Annotated in this window: 10 protein-coding genes; 4 read left to right on the top strand and 6 right to left on the bottom strand. The window is 66.1% G+C overall.

The window, feature by feature from the left end:
- The first annotated feature begins 13 nt into the window (after positions 1 to 13).
- Positions 14 to 1,267: a DUF4082 domain-containing protein gene (locus tag CLV68_RS29585; RefSeq protein WP_121394295.1), complete on the top strand. Its 1,254-nt coding sequence runs from the start codon at positions 14 to 16 to the stop codon at positions 1,265 to 1,267.
- 330 nt (positions 1,268 to 1,597) lie between these two features.
- Here CLV68_RS29585 and CLV68_RS33560 read toward each other — a convergent pair whose 3' ends face one another.
- From CLV68_RS33560 to CLV68_RS29575, 3 genes are all read right to left on the bottom strand, one after another.
- Entirely contained in the window at positions 1,598 to 2,722 is a 1,125-nt protein-coding gene (locus CLV68_RS33560; protein ID WP_147460215.1) for a hypothetical protein, read from the bottom strand.
- A 627-nt stretch (positions 2,723 to 3,349) separates the two neighbouring features.
- On the bottom strand, positions 3,350 to 3,865 hold the full coding sequence (locus CLV68_RS29580; RefSeq protein ID WP_121394294.1) for a hypothetical protein: 516 nt from the start codon (positions 3,863 to 3,865) through the stop codon (positions 3,350 to 3,352).
- 175 nt (positions 3,866 to 4,040) lie between these two features.
- Positions 4,041 to 4,580: a hypothetical protein gene (locus CLV68_RS29575; protein ID WP_121394293.1), complete on the bottom strand. Its 540-nt coding sequence runs from the start codon at positions 4,578 to 4,580 to the stop codon at positions 4,041 to 4,043.
- A gap of 757 nt (positions 4,581 to 5,337) precedes the next feature.
- Here CLV68_RS29575 and CLV68_RS29570 point away from each other — a divergent pair.
- Complete coding sequence (locus tag CLV68_RS29570) at positions 5,338 to 5,619, top strand: hypothetical protein (RefSeq protein WP_121394292.1); 282 nt, start codon at positions 5,338 to 5,340, stop codon at positions 5,617 to 5,619.
- Positions 5,620 to 6,137: 518 nt separating this feature from the next.
- Here CLV68_RS29570 and CLV68_RS29560 read toward each other — a convergent pair.
- On the bottom strand, positions 6,138 to 6,920 hold the full coding sequence (locus CLV68_RS29560) for a GGDEF domain-containing protein (protein ID WP_121394290.1): 783 nt from the start codon (positions 6,918 to 6,920) through the stop codon (positions 6,138 to 6,140).
- A gap of 1,350 nt (positions 6,921 to 8,270) precedes the next feature.
- Here CLV68_RS29560 and CLV68_RS29555 point away from each other — a divergent pair.
- Positions 8,271 to 10,499 (top strand): ATP-binding protein, encoded by a 2,229-nt coding sequence (locus CLV68_RS29555; RefSeq protein WP_170224663.1) that lies wholly within the window; start codon positions 8,271 to 8,273, stop codon positions 10,497 to 10,499.
- 59 nt (positions 10,500 to 10,558) lie between these two features.
- Here CLV68_RS29555 and CLV68_RS29550 read toward each other — a convergent pair whose 3' ends face one another.
- Both CLV68_RS29550 and CLV68_RS34345 read right to left on the bottom strand, forming a co-directional pair.
- On the bottom strand, positions 10,559 to 11,776 hold the full coding sequence (locus tag CLV68_RS29550) for a cytochrome P450 family protein (RefSeq protein ID WP_121394288.1): 1,218 nt from the start codon (positions 11,774 to 11,776) through the stop codon (positions 10,559 to 10,561).
- Between the two features lie 1,049 nt (positions 11,777 to 12,825).
- Positions 12,826 to 13,347: a hypothetical protein gene (locus CLV68_RS34345; RefSeq protein WP_170224662.1), complete on the bottom strand. Its 522-nt coding sequence runs from the start codon at positions 13,345 to 13,347 to the stop codon at positions 12,826 to 12,828.
- A 185-nt stretch (positions 13,348 to 13,532) separates the two neighbouring features.
- On the opposite strand from CLV68_RS34345, the gene CLV68_RS29540 reads away from it, so the two are divergent.
- Positions 13,533 to 14,645 (top strand): 3'-5' exonuclease, encoded by a 1,113-nt coding sequence (locus CLV68_RS29540; RefSeq protein WP_170224661.1) that lies wholly within the window; start codon positions 13,533 to 13,535, stop codon positions 14,643 to 14,645.
- The last annotated feature ends 20 nt before the right edge of the window (positions 14,646 to 14,665 follow it).

Genomic DNA, 14,665 nt, shown 5'->3' with positions numbered 1-14,665 from the left:
AGCACAACAGAACATGGCATGGGGTTCCGAGGCGAGCCTGCTCGCACCCACCGCGCCCGGCGCGGTGTCCACAAGCGATCATCCCGCGATCAGCATCGGCACGCGGATCACCAGCTCGACCGCGGGCCGCGTGACCGCGATCCGCTGGTACTGCCCCGCAGGGTGGGCCAACCCCGGCACGGTCCACGCCTCGCTCTATCGCAGCGCGGGTGACCGCGCCGCGTACGTGGCACTCGCGTCGCCCGTCGCCGGAACGTGGAACCGGATCGAGCTGCCGGAGCCGGTCGAGCTGCCCGCGTCGAGCTGGACCGTGTCGATGTGGCTGCCCACCAGGACCACCGGCGCGGACTACGCCTTCACCGCCGCACGGTTCGCCTCGCCGGTGACCTCCGGGGACCTGGTCGGCTCCGCCGGGGCGTTCGACTACTCGGTGGGCTCGGTCTACCCGAGCAACACCACCACCACCTTCTTCGGGGTGGACGTCGTGTGGCAGACCGGCCTGCCCGACTCCGGCGAGATCCCCACCGGCTACCCCACCCAGACCGACACCGGTCCCGCGTCCGGCGTGACCCTGACCAACTACGCCGGACCCACCACGATCCCGAGCGGCACCTACACCGGCAAGAGGTTCCCCGCCCTGAGCGGGACCGGGTTCTACGACTCCGACGCCAACGACCTCACCTTCACCGACTGCGAGTTCCTCAGCGGCGTGGTGTTCCGCGGTGACCGCCTTGTCGTCGAACGCACCCGCATCGCGGGCGGCATCTCGCTCTCCGGCGTGAACACCGCCACCCTGTCACGGCTCGACGTACACCACTCCGGCACCGACCTGGTCCACATCACCAGCGACACCGGCCAGTGCCGCGACATCCACATCGCCGACTCCATCCTCAGCGACCCGACCCCGATCGCCGGAGCCCACTCCGACGGCATCCAGGTCCGCGGGGTCCAGGGCCTGACCATCGAACGCTGCGCCATAGACATGGGTCCCTGGGTCCTGGTCTCCGGCGGAGAAGTGCTCAACGCCGCACTGTTCTTGCAGAACGCCCAAGGCGGCAACCGCGACGTACGCGTCGAGGACTGCTACCTCAACGGCGCGGGCTTCACCCTCGTGTCCGATGTAGTCGCCGGTACCTCACCCTCAAAAACAACAGATGGGGATCCCAAGACCACTACGGCCCCATGTCACTCACCGGCGCCGCGCCCACCCTGGCCAAGAACAAACGCCGATACCCAACGGCACCACCGTCATCACCGGTGCCGATGACCTCGCAGTGGACCTTCGCGCTCAAGCACTGACCGTGGACCTCATGCAAACCGCAGGAGAACGCAAGCACCTCTCCATCGACGTCGCCACGACCAACACACCCGACCTGTCGGGTCTCGTCGTGCGCTTCTGTTTCACCCCCTACTCGGCCCAGTCCCCTTGGACACCTGGCACACCACCGAGTGGCTAAACACAGCCAAGACCGCCCGAATCCTGGCCGGTCGGGAGCCACTACGCTCCCGACCGGCGACCTTCTGGTCTGGATCGCGGCCGACAACGAAACCGAGAACATCATCGTACCGCTGGGGAACCTGCGAGTATCGTAGTCCATCAGCTCTCGTCAAGCCTCGGGTCATCCTCGTCAATCATCTCGACTTCGAGAATCCGTCCCAACTCCTCGGCTGCTCGAATAACAGGATCCTCCGCCGACGGTGAGTTTTGCGTACTGGCTATTCCTAGTTGGCGCAATAGATCTCTAAAGAGATCGACAAGCTCTCCGCGAGAATCCGAGGATGCACTGGCCTGACGCTCTGCCATGTCCTGTCGATGAACCTGCCAATCCATCAACATCGAAAACAGTTGCTTGAACACAACAACCCCGACAGCTATGTAGCCGATTGGCGTGGCCTCGCGTGCCAGATCACCCAAGACTGTCACCCAGGGGCTTGACATTCGAGTCCGAACTACGCGCATAGGCCAAGTGGGACCACCGTTGTCGGGCAAAAATTGTCTACCGGCCCACCGAACGAGGCTTCTTGGATACTCTTCGGAGGAGTTGTCTCTATATGTCAGGATCCTACTGGCAAGATCAACGGCGTACGCATCGAGATCTTCAATTGGCCCCTCCCTGTCGATAATTAGATGCGAGGGTAGTCCGGTCGCGCGAAGCAGTTGAATCAGGCTGACCCTGGTGGCGACAACACGCGGGTCGGAGGAATGGAGATGGCCAGCCTGGTGTTCCAATAGGTCGCGGTAGATTGGCACGGCTGCTGCCGGGTCGACCGCAATTGCAGTCCAGTAGGCGAGCCCCGAGCGAGTGACGGATAAGCGTACAATGACAGGATCCAGACTGGAGTACGCCTCCAGTTCGGCCAGCTCCCGATAACGACGTAACGCGCCCAGAGCGTTGCCAGACTTTCCGACGATCTCCGCAACCATTCTGCGAGCGACGGATGCGTCGGGAACCACTCGTTCACGTATATAGTCATCAAGGTAGGCGGCTTCAACCGAAATTTCGGCGCTGCGATCGCGTGGGGCTCCCGGCTCCCAAATGCGATAGAGATCAAAGACATCCGGCGAGTAGGCGCCGTCTCTGACAATGTCCTGGCAATACGAGACCAAAGTGCGAAGAATATTGGTCTGGTGCGCGAAGTCATTCAATGCTGGTCGTTCGCCGAGGTCTATCACGAGGTACAGAAGATTTGCCTCGGTTCTCGACCGTGTCGGTGCACTCATGGCAAGAGTCTACCAATCGGGCGACCGTCAGACGCGCCGGTAGCAGTGCCCGCATCGGGTGACCCCGCAGGCGATTCGCGTAGGAACACAATAGTTGGCAACCAATCGAACAACTTCGGTCGACCCTCTTACCGCCGCAGGTCATGTGACCGGCCCAACATGGCGGAAGACTTGCGACGGCGCATGGTGGGCTGCCTGAACGGACGCTGGGTCGGGATCATCAACTGGCTGGCTGCCTACCTCGTGCAGCTCAACGGCCCCCGCGCCGGGCTCCCATTCATCCCCACCCTTGAGCAAGCAAGACTTCTGCTCTGGTGGGTACGCCGCCGACGACTGTGGTCGATTCATCTATCGAGCGGGTATCCTTCGCCGTCTCAAGGGCCGGGACAAAGACCCACTAGTCGCGGCCATGAGCCTCGCGGAGCTGTGTGGTCCGGTGCTGTTCTCGCACCGGGGCGCGTACGGGAACCCGGTCGGAAAAGCCGCAGTCGTCGCCGCCATTGTATCCGTCCCACCGGCCATCCGGTGAAGGGTCAGGATCGCGGTGGCCGAAAGTGCTGACAGGGCAAGGAGTTCAGGCCGTTCCCGGTCAACGTGCCGGCCGGCCATCAACCAGGCACGGGTGGTTCAGCTCCAGTCCTCCACGCGGCTCGGGAGACGGACGTCGATGCCGCAGTGCTGGCAGACGAACCGGTCATGCTCGTAGTCGCAGCTCTCTGTCGCGGCGTAGATGCAACCCTCAGAGACGTACAACTGGTTGTGCCGCACGGCCACGTCGCGCTCGGCGATCCGATCGGCGGTGCCGCACACCGGGCAGATCAGGCGCTCGTCGACGATGCGGGCGATCGGCTTGAGGTGCAGGGCGACCTGGGCGGCGACCTGGGGGCTCAGACCGGCGGCGCGCCACTCGCGCCAGCACGAGTGGTTCAGGTCGTCCGGGAACGTCTTGGTCCCGTCGGCGAACGCGTTGCCCGCGTCGACCAGCCACAAGGCCAAGTCGTGGTCGTCGCCAGCGATGCGACGTGCCTCATGCCCGAGGTCGTGATCGTGGTCCAGGAAGTACCGCATCGCGTGCGCCTCGCCGTAGGTCAACGAGTCCCAGGTTCTCGTGGTCGGCTGCTGGTCGGCTGTTGTGTGGCCCATCGTGTCGCTCCTGGCAGACGGTTGGCGTGGACGGGCACACGCCGGCGCAGGCTTTGCCGAGTGGTGGTCAGGGCTCGGCGAAGCCGACGGCGCAGCGGCTCGGCCTTGACCACCACCCGGCGACCTGCTGAGGTCGGCGCGCGACGCGCCAACTGCCGGGCGACACGCCTTCGGGTCAGTGCCACTGCACTGACCGGGCGTGCTGGGCGCACCAGTCAGCCAGGTCGAGCAGCTCGGTCAGTCGGTCCTGGAAGTAGGTGGGCTGGCGACCACCCTCGTTCCAGTTGCCGTCCTGGTAGGAGGGCACGCCCATGTCGACGGGCGCGAGCGCCAAGGCGGTGAGGACACGGCCGCGGAACTCTTCGGGCGTGGCGTCGCCGAACAACTCACCGAGCCTGCCCAGCTCGCCGTAGCCCAAGGCGTGCAGCAGGTGTGCGGCGTGGAGGTTGCTGACGTTGACCTCCGGGCGCTCCAGGTCCTCGATGGCGCGCACCGACAGCGGGTAGTCCGGGCAGAGCTCGGGCTCGGTGCACCCCGCAAGCAGGGCCCGGTGCTCACCGCTGTCGTGCTCCAGCGCGAAGGGGATGGCGAGGAGAGCGTCCCGCGCGTCCGCGTAGTCGCCGAACCGGGGCGCTTGGGCGATCGCGTCGTTGCAGACGCAGGTGATGACGTGAGCGACGATCGCGCCCATCGCGGCGGTGAACGTGACGGTCATGGCGAGCCTCCGGCCAGTGCGGTACGTGGACCGGGTAGTGGCCAGTTGGCGGAGGCTGGCCCGGGCCGGGCTCGGCGAAGCCGACCGCGCAGCGGCATCGGCCTTGCCCGGGCTGCCTGGGGCTGCTGGTATCCGGTGGATCACGTGCTGCACCGCAGGGGCATCGGATCACACCACGTTGGCCCTGTTCAGTGCGTGCTGTCGCCTTCTCAGGCGTGAAGCCGGCACGACGACAGCCCTGTTCGGCTGAGCCGTGCGGGTGGTGGTGTCACTGACGCCCGCATTCCGCGCGACGCCGAGGGACGTTTGATCCTACCCGCCTGCGAAGTGCTGAAGCCGATCATGCGGTCGGTCACGGTGTGGTCGTCTGCGGTGCCATGACGAGATGATCCAGGTAGTCGGCACCTGTCTGTCCAGCACAGACCTGGTCCAACTGTTAGTGGCGGTCCGCCACTGGCCGACGTGGTCGCACTCAATCGAACCTGCATGGTCTGCTCGGCCAACCGCTCGACGAACTCCCTCGCCGGTCGAGTCCCAGACGGTGATCATGTCGGTGGTGAACGAGAAGATGCTGTCCTTGCCGTTCAGCCGTTGGTGGCCTGCTGGCTTATTCTCCTCCATACCGTCGCGGCGAGTTCCTGGTCGCGGCCGACGCGCGAGGCCAGACCGTGGGCCGACCTGTGGCAGGTGCGCCCGCTCCGTCCGCCCTGGGCAGCCGCCCGGCATCCTCGAACTGAATCAAGGTGGGACAACGATCATGATGACTCCGCAGACGCACACCAACGGGGGCACCGTCGAGCCGACCACGTGGCTGGTGGAGCTAACCGAGGCCGGCACTGCGGCCGCGCGATGGGTGCTCGGTACCGAAGAGGCTGGCGTCGGCTTCTTCACCGAGGATGCCTTCGCCCAGCCGGGGGTCGTCGACGGCGCGGCGCCGGATGAGGACGTGGCCGACTGGGTGGCCGCGGTCCTGGGTGTCTCCGGCGTCGAGCTGACCGAGGCCAGCGAAGGCCACTGGTCGGTCGGGATCACGGGCTGACGCGGTCGGTCGACGAACGTGCTTCAGGCCACCGTCCACCCGCTGGTGGGAACCAGGCTGCTGTGGCGGTGGAGCAGAGCGGACGAGCCGCTACTGCTCGCTCTGGACTCGGACTGGGTACAGGGCCGGCCCGACGCGCTGCCTACCGGAGTCCTGGAATTGCTGCGGCGCTTGTCTGCCCACTTCGACGTACCAATCGAGGTGCAGGGCAAGTACGGCAGACGCGGTTGAAGCGCGCAGATACCCGGTGTCAACCTACAGGAATGGTAGGACACACGACTCCGTACGGGGTACAGATATTCCGATTCGGGGTGGCGGGAACCAGCGACGAGGCAGCTCCTGTAGGGACCACCTTGGGAGAGCTCGTCGCCGATCACCGGTTCGCGCCTTCGGCAGAGGTCATGATCAGCTCGGGTTCGTCCACTCGAGCGCGTCGCCCGACGAGAACGTCAGCACCTCCTTTGGGCCACCGATCTTCGTGGCTCGAAACACACGCCGCAACGGACTGGCGCCCGTGCTCAGGTTTCGTGTGCGGTGGATCTTGAGTGGAAGGGGACGACTGACTGGGAACCGTGGTCTCGGACCCGCGCCACCGCGGGTGTGAGTCGTCCGGGCACGGTGGCGTCCTGCGGGCCGTAACACGCCAGAAAGGTGGCCAGGCCATGGTCGTGGCAGCGTCGCTTCGCCCGGTACATCGCCAGGTCTGCGGCGTGCAGCAGACGGTCGAGGTGGTGACGTAGCGCGGCATCGGGAGCAGAGTCGTGGTGTCGACCGGTGCCGCGGGTGGCCACGTCGATCGGGCGAGCGGCGCCGAACGCGGCGCCGCAGCGCAAGCCGCCGACCTCTACCGCGCAGGCGTTGACCACCGTCTGCAGGTAATCTCGCCAGTTGCCTCTGGGCAGGTCGAGTAGCACCGCGAACTCGTCTCCGCCGAGCCTGCCGATCAACGCGTGTGGGCCGATCAGGGTCTGCAGGCGCAGGACGATCTCGCGTAGCAGGTCGTCTCCGGCAGCGTGGCCGAGGAGGTCGTTGACGGGCTTGAGGTTGTTGATGTCAAGCAGCAGCAGCGCTGGTGCGCGCAGAGTGCGCAGCGCCTGCTGGGCAGCATCAGTCCAGGCCAGTCGCAACAGGCTTCCGGTGACCGGATCGCGGCGCAGGCGCTCGTTCTCCTCGCGCAGGCGCTGATTCTCAGCGTTGAGCCGGGTGAGCGTGGCACGTGTGCGGCGATCGCCGCGCAGCGCCGCGAGGTGTGTTGCCGCGATCGCGGTGGTCAGCAGGACATGGGAGCGGTCGAAGACCATGGATGAGCTCCGGGGCGGCCGGTAACGAAGCAGCGGCCCGAAGGTGGGCACCGGAGGCGCGCTGCGTGGACGCGCGGGTGGTCAGCGGCCCGGTTCCTGTCAGGTCAAGGGGTGGACACAGCACGACGCAGCCGGTGCATCCCCCCTTGACCTGACAGGAACCGGGCCGCTTGTCTGTCGCGGTCACGCGGCGATGCCGTCATCCGAGTCGCGGCGAGGTAGCCGGGTCGATCTCGGGATGACGTCCGTGGCGCGTGGGCAAGGACGTCACAGTGGGCGGGCAAACCGCAGCGGCCGGTCCGAATACAACGTCAGCGTCCGATAGGTCCGCTATGTCTCCGAATCTTCGTGGCTTCGTACACTCAAGTGCCGAGCCGAGCCGTACGAATTGTCAAGCGACCGGGACAGGATTCGAAGATCACCAACGTGCCGTCGACGTGTTACGTGCGCTCCGTTGAGCGACGGTAGTGCTGACCTGGCTGTCGCCGGGCGATGGCGACGTAAGGCGCATGCCCCTCTGGCCTCGCGGGAGGTTGCAGTAACGGCGCTCGCCAGGGCCGAGTCAATCTGGACCAGTTGAACACAGCCGCACCTGACGTCTCGCCGGCCGAGGTTACGTGCCCGCTTGGCCTGCCTGTCGACCGGAAGGCTTGCCCCAAGTCTGGAGATACGCGTCACGCGACAGGGAGACTCAAGGTCCTCTACCAGTTCCCAGGTGGTCAATAGTGAAGGACTCCACTAGGCCAATCGGGTGATCATTCTCGCGGGGCACGCAATGATCACCTGATGCCAGAGCGAGGGCATCCAACAACGATGATCTTGGATGGCCGATTTGCGCTGGTCAAGCCAAGCGGAGAGGGCATTGCGAGCCGAGCCTGCCGAGAAGCCAGATCGTCGATCGCGGCTTGGGCGCCGCCTTCAACCAAGGGCCGATCACGAAACCCGCGTGACATCCGCGAAACATCGACATGCCCCATCACTGTCTGTCTATACTCGACCGCGCCCTGGTGCTACACCCTCTGTGGTCTGCGTTTCACCACTCAAGCGTGCGACTCGCTCAGTGCGATTCGTCCTAAGTGGACACAGAACGTCGACTGGGGCGGCGAGACATGGACGGCGGTCTGGCGGTCTGATCCACTGGGCGCGAGGGCGCCAAACTGGTGTGCACGCGGGGGATGCATGGACAGCGAACTTGAGAACGGGCTCGATAGGGACACCGTCGGTCCGGCGATCGACGGGAGGAAGGCATGTCGCGTCCGCCTGCCAGTGCAACTGGACAGTTTCGTGGGCCGCGAGGCCGAGACGGCCCGCGGCCTTGAACTGTTAGGCCCAGGTCCCGGTGGAGTCCGCATGGTGACGTTGGTGGGACCGGGCGGTGTGGGCAAGACGCGGTTGGCGATCCGTCTCGCCGCTCAGCTGGCCGATAGGGGCGACTTTCCCGACGATGTGGCGCTGGTCAGCCTGATCGGCGTGGCCGACCGCAGTTTGTCCGTTGTGCGACGACTGCTGCAGGTGTTGGGGGTGCCGGACAACGACGACGAGGTCGCGGCGCACGCAGCACTTGCCGACAGGCTAGCGGGCCGGGACATGCTGCTGATCATCGACAACTGCGAGCATGTCAGTGAGACCGTGCGGGAGGTGCTGCCCACTCTCTTTGGTGCGTCGCCAGGACTGCGAGTGCTGACGACGAGCCGTGACTACCTGGAGCTCCCGGGCGAGCATTTGCTGGTGGTCCCGCCGCTGCCGAACCACGCCACCACTGTCGACGGGGCAGTGTCAGCCGCGGTGCAGCTGCTCATCGACCGTGCCGCGGCACGCGATGCGCACATCGACCCCGCCGATCCCGACGCTGCGATGCTGTGCGGGCCGGCCTTGCTTGACGGATCGCCAGCCGACATCGAGCTGGCCGCCGGCTGCTTGGATGTCTTGACTCTGCGCGGCATCGTGGAGAAGTTGGGGGCTGACCCGCTGGCGATGCTGAAGCCTATGGGGAGATCACGGCATAGGTCGCAGCGCACGATCAGGGACGTGTCGTACAACCTGCTCGACACGAACGAACGACGTCTCTGGGCGGTTCTGGCGGTGTTCCGCGGCCACTTCCACCCAGAGATGGCCGAACACGTCTGCGAGAGGCTGGGATTCGACCGCGACGACGTGGCGACCGGAGTGGCCACGTTAGTGCAACGGTCGATCCTGGTCCGAGAGATGTGCCGAGGACATCGGCGGGTCCGGATGCAGGAGCCGGTCCGCCGCTACGGGCTCGGCTTGGTGCTTGAGGACCTCAGTCAGAGTCGGATCAGCGCAGCGCATGCAGAATATTTCGCTGAACGCGCACGACAAGCCGCCACCGAGTGGTATGGCCCAGGCGAACTCGACTGGATGCGAGAGCTCGGCCAGGACAGCCCGAACATCGACGCCGCCGTGGAGTACTTACTCAGCGGACCGGACACGGTTGCCGCTGGGTTGCAGATGGTGGTGAACCTCGCGCACACCAGAGTCGACATCTTCGACGGGCAGTTGCGCGAGGCTCGAGCACGGATCGGAGCGGCTCTCGACGCCCACGCCCGATTCCACCCAGGCGTCACCACCCCCACCCAGGTTTCTGCGGTGGCGCTAGGCGCGTGGCTGGGCTACCTGCAGGGCAGGAGCGACACCGGTCAGGCTCTGCTGGGGCAGGCTCGCGAGTTGCAGACGGCCGTGGGCGGCCCGCCGCCCCATGCCCTGGTACTGGCCGAGGGATCTGCTCTCTGGCTGGTTGGCGAGCGTTCACAAGAGACCGATGCCGTCGAAGCCTTGGACCTGGCCGCAGAGATCGCGGCGTGCAGCGCGACCCGTGGTGAACAGTCGATGGCCGCACTGTTCGCTACTATGGCCACAGCTTTCGGCGGGGGCGATCATGCCACAGCCATCACACGTGCCCACGACTATCTTGCCGTCACCGAGAAGACCGGAGCGGAATGGGCGATCTCGTGGGCCTTGTTCGCGGTCGCGGTTACCGAGCACGGTCATGGGCAGTCCAACAGGTCCATCGCCGCCCTGCGGCGCGCATTGACCATGCAACAACGGATGGGCGACTCGTGGGGGGCGGCGTGGTCGGTGTGGCTGGCCGGGGTGATCGCGGCAAGTTCCCGTGAGTCGGGCACTGCCGCGCAGCTTCTCGGCGCGGCGCGCACCATGCGGCGCGGCATCGGGACCGACATCGGCGGGCTGCATCCCTGGCTTCGTATGGAGAACGCCGCCATGGCGGTGTGCCTGGCCCACCTGGGACCGGACGTGCTGCGTCAGCACACCGAAGGCGGACAGAAGCTCTCCCTCGACAAGGCCGTGGAGTCGGGCTTGTCGCTTCTCGCGAGTCTGTCGACAGGCGAGCCGCTGGAACACCCGGGTGGCTTGACGAACCGTGAGCAACAGGCCGTGGAACTGCTTGCAAATAACATGAAAGACAGGAAGATCGCCGAAGTCATGGGCGTGTCGGTGCGTACCGTCGAGACCCATCTGGCCAACGCCAGAAAGAAGTTGCAGGTCAACGACCGGACGGCCCTGCTAGAGGCGTGGAGGAATCTGGCCAATCCGAGCTGAGGTAGGCGTGAGATCACCACAGACGACCGACCGCCCCGATACACGAGACGCATCAAGGGTCAGCCGTGCAGGGTGACCGGCAGCGTTCGGCGGCCAACGGTGATGGGGCTACGTCCGTAGATGAGTGGTTCGGCAGACGCGGCCAAGCAGGCGTTGGGGTGGCGGCTGCTCAACAGTCGCAACGGAGCGGCCATCTCGATGCGCGCCAAGGCCGCGCCTACGCAGTAGTGGATGCCGTGTCCGAAGGCCAGGTGCTGCTGCTCGGCACGGCCGACCCGATACTTTGTGGGGTCGTCGAACGCTGCTGGGTCACGGTTCGCGGCCATGAGCGAGACCAGAACCAACTCGCCCGCGGGGATGGTGGTTCCGCCGTAGACGACGTCCTCGGTGGTCACCCGGTACGTGCTACACGCGACCCCACCTTCGAGGCGGAGCAGTTCCTCGCACACCGCCGGAGCCGAACCTGGGTTCGCGGCCAATGCCTGCCAACGCTGTGGCACAGCCAACAGAGCGGCGATGCCGTTGCTGATGGCATTGGCGGTCGTCTCATGCCCGGCAACGATCAACAGCGCCACCGTGCTGAGTAGTTCGTCGGCAGTGAGCCGGTCATCGTGCGCGCCCGCGGTGATCAGGGCGGAGATCAGGTCATCGCCCGGTCTGGTCCGCTTGTCCTCGATCAGCGCCGTCACGTACGCGGCCATCTGCGCCGAGGCGGGCACGACCTCCTCGGGGATCTCCTCCATGAGGGCCGTGGTCCACTTGCGTAGCTGGGACTGGTCCTGCACGGGAATGCCCAGCAGGTCGCAGATGACCCTCAACGGTAGGGGGAACGCGAGACCCTCCACCACGTCGACCGCGCCGGACATCGCCCCCAAGTGGTCGATCAACTCGATGGCCACCTTGTCCACCTGAGAACTCATCGCCTCCATGCGGCGCCGGGTCAGTGCCGAGGTGACCAGGCGACGAAGACGGCGATGTTTCGGCGAGTCGGAGTTGAGCAAGTGCGGACCGATGAGAACCCCTGCGGCGGCGGGATCGTGGCCCGCCGCGACGAGAAGTCCGACGAACACCGGCAGGACTCGATCGGCCGCCTTGGACAAGCGTACGTCCGCCAGCGCCTCGCGCCCCTCCTGATACCGGGTGATCACCCAGGCGCGGACACCGGCAGGCAACAAGGTCTGATGGACCGCCCCCTGCTCCTGAACCTGGGCGCTCACCCCTTGCGGATCGGCCCAGTAGTCGTCTCCAAAGATTCGCGGGCCTGACGTGTCGATCATCCATCCCCCTGGTCACTGCTGCCGCCTCCGACCAATGCATGTCGAGGCAGACAAGACTCGGGAAACAGGATGGCAAAACGATCACTCGGCCACCATCCGGGTAAAGCACTGAGGAGTTCACGTCAGACCACTGGGACGCAACCGCGATGTACTTAGACAGGTCAAGGACAGTACCTAGAACACAGTTCCCAGTACCTAGACGGATGTGAGCGTGCGCGACTGATCACGTTCCGCCCGCTCTGACCCGAGCCTGCGCGGACGCCACGAGCACCCGACCCCTTGTACGACAGGTACGGTCGACCCGCACCATCGTGCCGACTGCCGGCTATCGACTGGCCGGGCATGCCCCTTCGCCCGCCGGGCGTCAGCGATCTCGGCGCTGCGCCTCGTGGGCGGATCAGAAGGGCTGTCTACACAACGACCGCGCGGGAACGGTATCGAGGACGGGAGACCTCACCCTGGAACTACCAAGCTGTCTGCTGCACGCCCTTCGTCGAATAAGCCGGGCGGTCTTGTCGTCGTAGTGCTGCACTACCTGAGCAGCAAGCGGATCGTGGCTGCGGGGACGGCAGTGGCCACCAGCGGGACATCTGCCGCGTCGGGCTGGTTCGACCCATGACCTCGGCCACCATCGACCGACCTCAAGCGGCCGGTGATCATCTCGTCCGCCACGTCACCGGGTGTCCGGCGACGCCAACGACTCTGGGCAACCGCGAAACTCGATCAGTCGATCTCCTCGAGGCCACCCCGCTTGATGACGTCCTCACCAGGCGCTCCCTCGAACAGCGGGCGAAGCTGATCCACGATGCCAAGCAGGGCTCTGCACTGCCGGGCTGGCACATGTGGGTCGCGGGCCGCCCACTGACGAACCCCGATCAGCACCATCGCGGTCGCGAAACCGACTCCAACGCAACACGCTCCCATGCCTCCAACTGCTGCAACGCCGCAGGTGGTCGATCATTTCGGGCGTCGCCGACTCACTCATGATGTGATTCTGCCGGTAACGACATGCGCCCCTCAGCCAGGAAGACTGGCCGATGTCGGCCGGGCTACATTGTCGATCGGATGTTGGCACACGCTTGGAACAGCACGCCCCAAACGTCATCGACGATAGCTGGCGAGTGTGCCAACTGAGCGTTGACGAAGGCGGGAATGGCTTGTGGACAAAGTACCCACCGTTGTATGAACATCTGAGTGAGCGGGATCGCGTCAGGCAGGCGCACCAAGGACGCCTTGGCGTCGGCCCTGGACATGGACCCGCCTAGCTCCTCTTCGAGAGCCAGACGCGCGTCAAGATCGCCAGGCAGCTCAATCCCATCACCGACCAACAGGTCTATACGCGGAACGCCGTGCTGATCTAGCGCGGCGGCCGGACACTCCTGGAGAAGGAGCCGGGCAAACGCATACGTGAGGTGGAGGTTGCCGAGCCCCCGAGCCTTCGCGTTGGCCCTGGCCAGCACCGATGCAGACAATGCGGCTCGAACTCCCTGCACATCGTAATTCCGATAGGCGCGCAGCAGAGCTTCAACAACCTCGCCGACGGCCTGGTCGACCGGCATGGTCCTGTTCACCCCCACGACGCTACAGACTGCCGCCACTGGGCCGTGTGGCTGGACGTGGCGCCAGTGATGGCCGGCGGCTTCGGCGAGCAGCCAAGGGTGAACCTCACAGGCCGACCTGCAGCGAGGGCGCGTCGTTGTCGGGGCTAATCGGGACCATCGGTGGACGATCACCCAGACCAGGAGGGACCCCGCCGGTGTCAAAGCGAACCGATCCCGTGCTGCGCTACGAGGACGGGCTGCCCGTCTACCGCGACGGGCGTGCGCCCGAGCACCTGCTCACCACGACCGCACTGCGTGCGCGCCGCCTCTCCCCCACGGGGTTGACGCCTGTGGCGCGGGTCTCCACGCTCCCCTTCCACAAGGTGTGCGCGCTCTACGACAGCACCCAGGCCCGCCCGATCAAGCCGCGCACCGCACGCCAGCGCGACGCGCTCGACAAGGCCCGGCACGTCGCCACCACCACCCCGTGCGCGCGCTGCGCGGTCGTGCGGGTCCCGACGTCCGGTGGACCGTGGTGCCCAGACTGTGAGCCGATCGCCCAGCAAGAACACCGCGACCGACTACACCGGCAGCGGGCCACGGCCGTCGCCGAGCACGAGCGGATGCTCGCCGAGGACCAGGCCGCCGCCGGGGCATGGGCCGCGGCGATGCTGGCCGACCCCACCATGGTCGCGCTCGACACCGAGACCACCGGCCTCGACGGCGACATCCGGGTCGTCGAGATCGCGGTACGCGACCGCACCGGCGCGCTGTTACTCGACACGCTGGTCAACCCCGGCGTGCCGATCCCCGCCGACGCGACCCGCGTGCACAGCATCACCGACGCCATGGTCGCCGGCGCGCCACGTTTCGCGGCAGTGCTGCCCACGCTGACCGAGGTGTTGGCGGGGCGGCGCGTGATCATCTACAACGCCGCCTACGACACCCGCGTGCTGCGCAACGAGCTGAGTCATCACCACCGCGCCGTCGACGCCGACACCGCGCCGACCGAGGAATGGGTCCAACACCCGGCCGTCGCGGTGTGGATGGCGGGCTGGCGGCCCGAGTGCGCCATGGACGCCTACGCCGCCTGGTACGGCGACTGGCACCACTACTGGCGCGACTACCGCTGGCAACCACTCGGCGGCGGGCACCGCGCGGCCGACGACTGCGCCGCCGTGCTCCGCATACTCACCACCATGGCCGGCCACAACCCCGCCCAACCACTCCCCCACCTCGGCGCCGGATCCGGCGCCGAGGACCACGCCCACACCGCCGAGCCCTTCGACCACACCACCAGGGGCGCGACGTCGGGTGCCGTCGAGTAGAAGCCACTCTGGTGGCCCGC

Source organism: Actinokineospora cianjurensis (genome assembly GCF_003663795.1).
GTDB lineage: Bacteria > Actinomycetota > Actinomycetes > Mycobacteriales > Pseudonocardiaceae > Actinokineospora > Actinokineospora terrae.
The sequence above is the reverse complement of the archived record's forward strand: the minus strand, read 5'-3'. Positions and strand labels throughout refer to the sequence as shown.

Excerpts from the sequence above, each read along its gene's own strand:
- CLV68_RS29580 (WP_121394294.1), bottom strand. The coding sequence starts at position 3,865 with ATGGGCCACACAACAGCCGACCAGCAGCCGACCACGAGAACCTGGGAC.
- CLV68_RS29555 (WP_170224663.1), top strand. The coding sequence starts at position 8,271 with ATGGTGACGTTGGTGGGACCGGGCGGTGTGGGCAAGACGCGGTTGGCG.
- CLV68_RS29560 (WP_121394290.1), bottom strand. The coding sequence starts at position 6,920 with ATGGTCTTCGACCGCTCCCATGTCCTGCTGACCACCGCGATCGCGGCA.
- CLV68_RS33560 (WP_147460215.1), bottom strand. The coding sequence starts at position 2,722 with ATGAGTGCACCGACACGGTCGAGAACCGAGGCAAATCTTCTGTACCTC.
- CLV68_RS29550 (WP_121394288.1), bottom strand. The coding sequence starts at position 11,776 with ATGATCGACACGTCAGGCCCGCGAATCTTTGGAGACGACTACTGGGCC.
- CLV68_RS29575 (WP_121394293.1), bottom strand. The coding sequence starts at position 4,580 with ATGACCGTCACGTTCACCGCCGCGATGGGCGCGATCGTCGCTCACGTC.
- CLV68_RS29585 (WP_121394295.1), top strand. The coding sequence starts at position 14 with ATGGCATGGGGTTCCGAGGCGAGCCTGCTCGCACCCACCGCGCCCGGC.
- CLV68_RS29570 (WP_121394292.1), top strand. The coding sequence starts at position 5,338 with ATGATGACTCCGCAGACGCACACCAACGGGGGCACCGTCGAGCCGACC.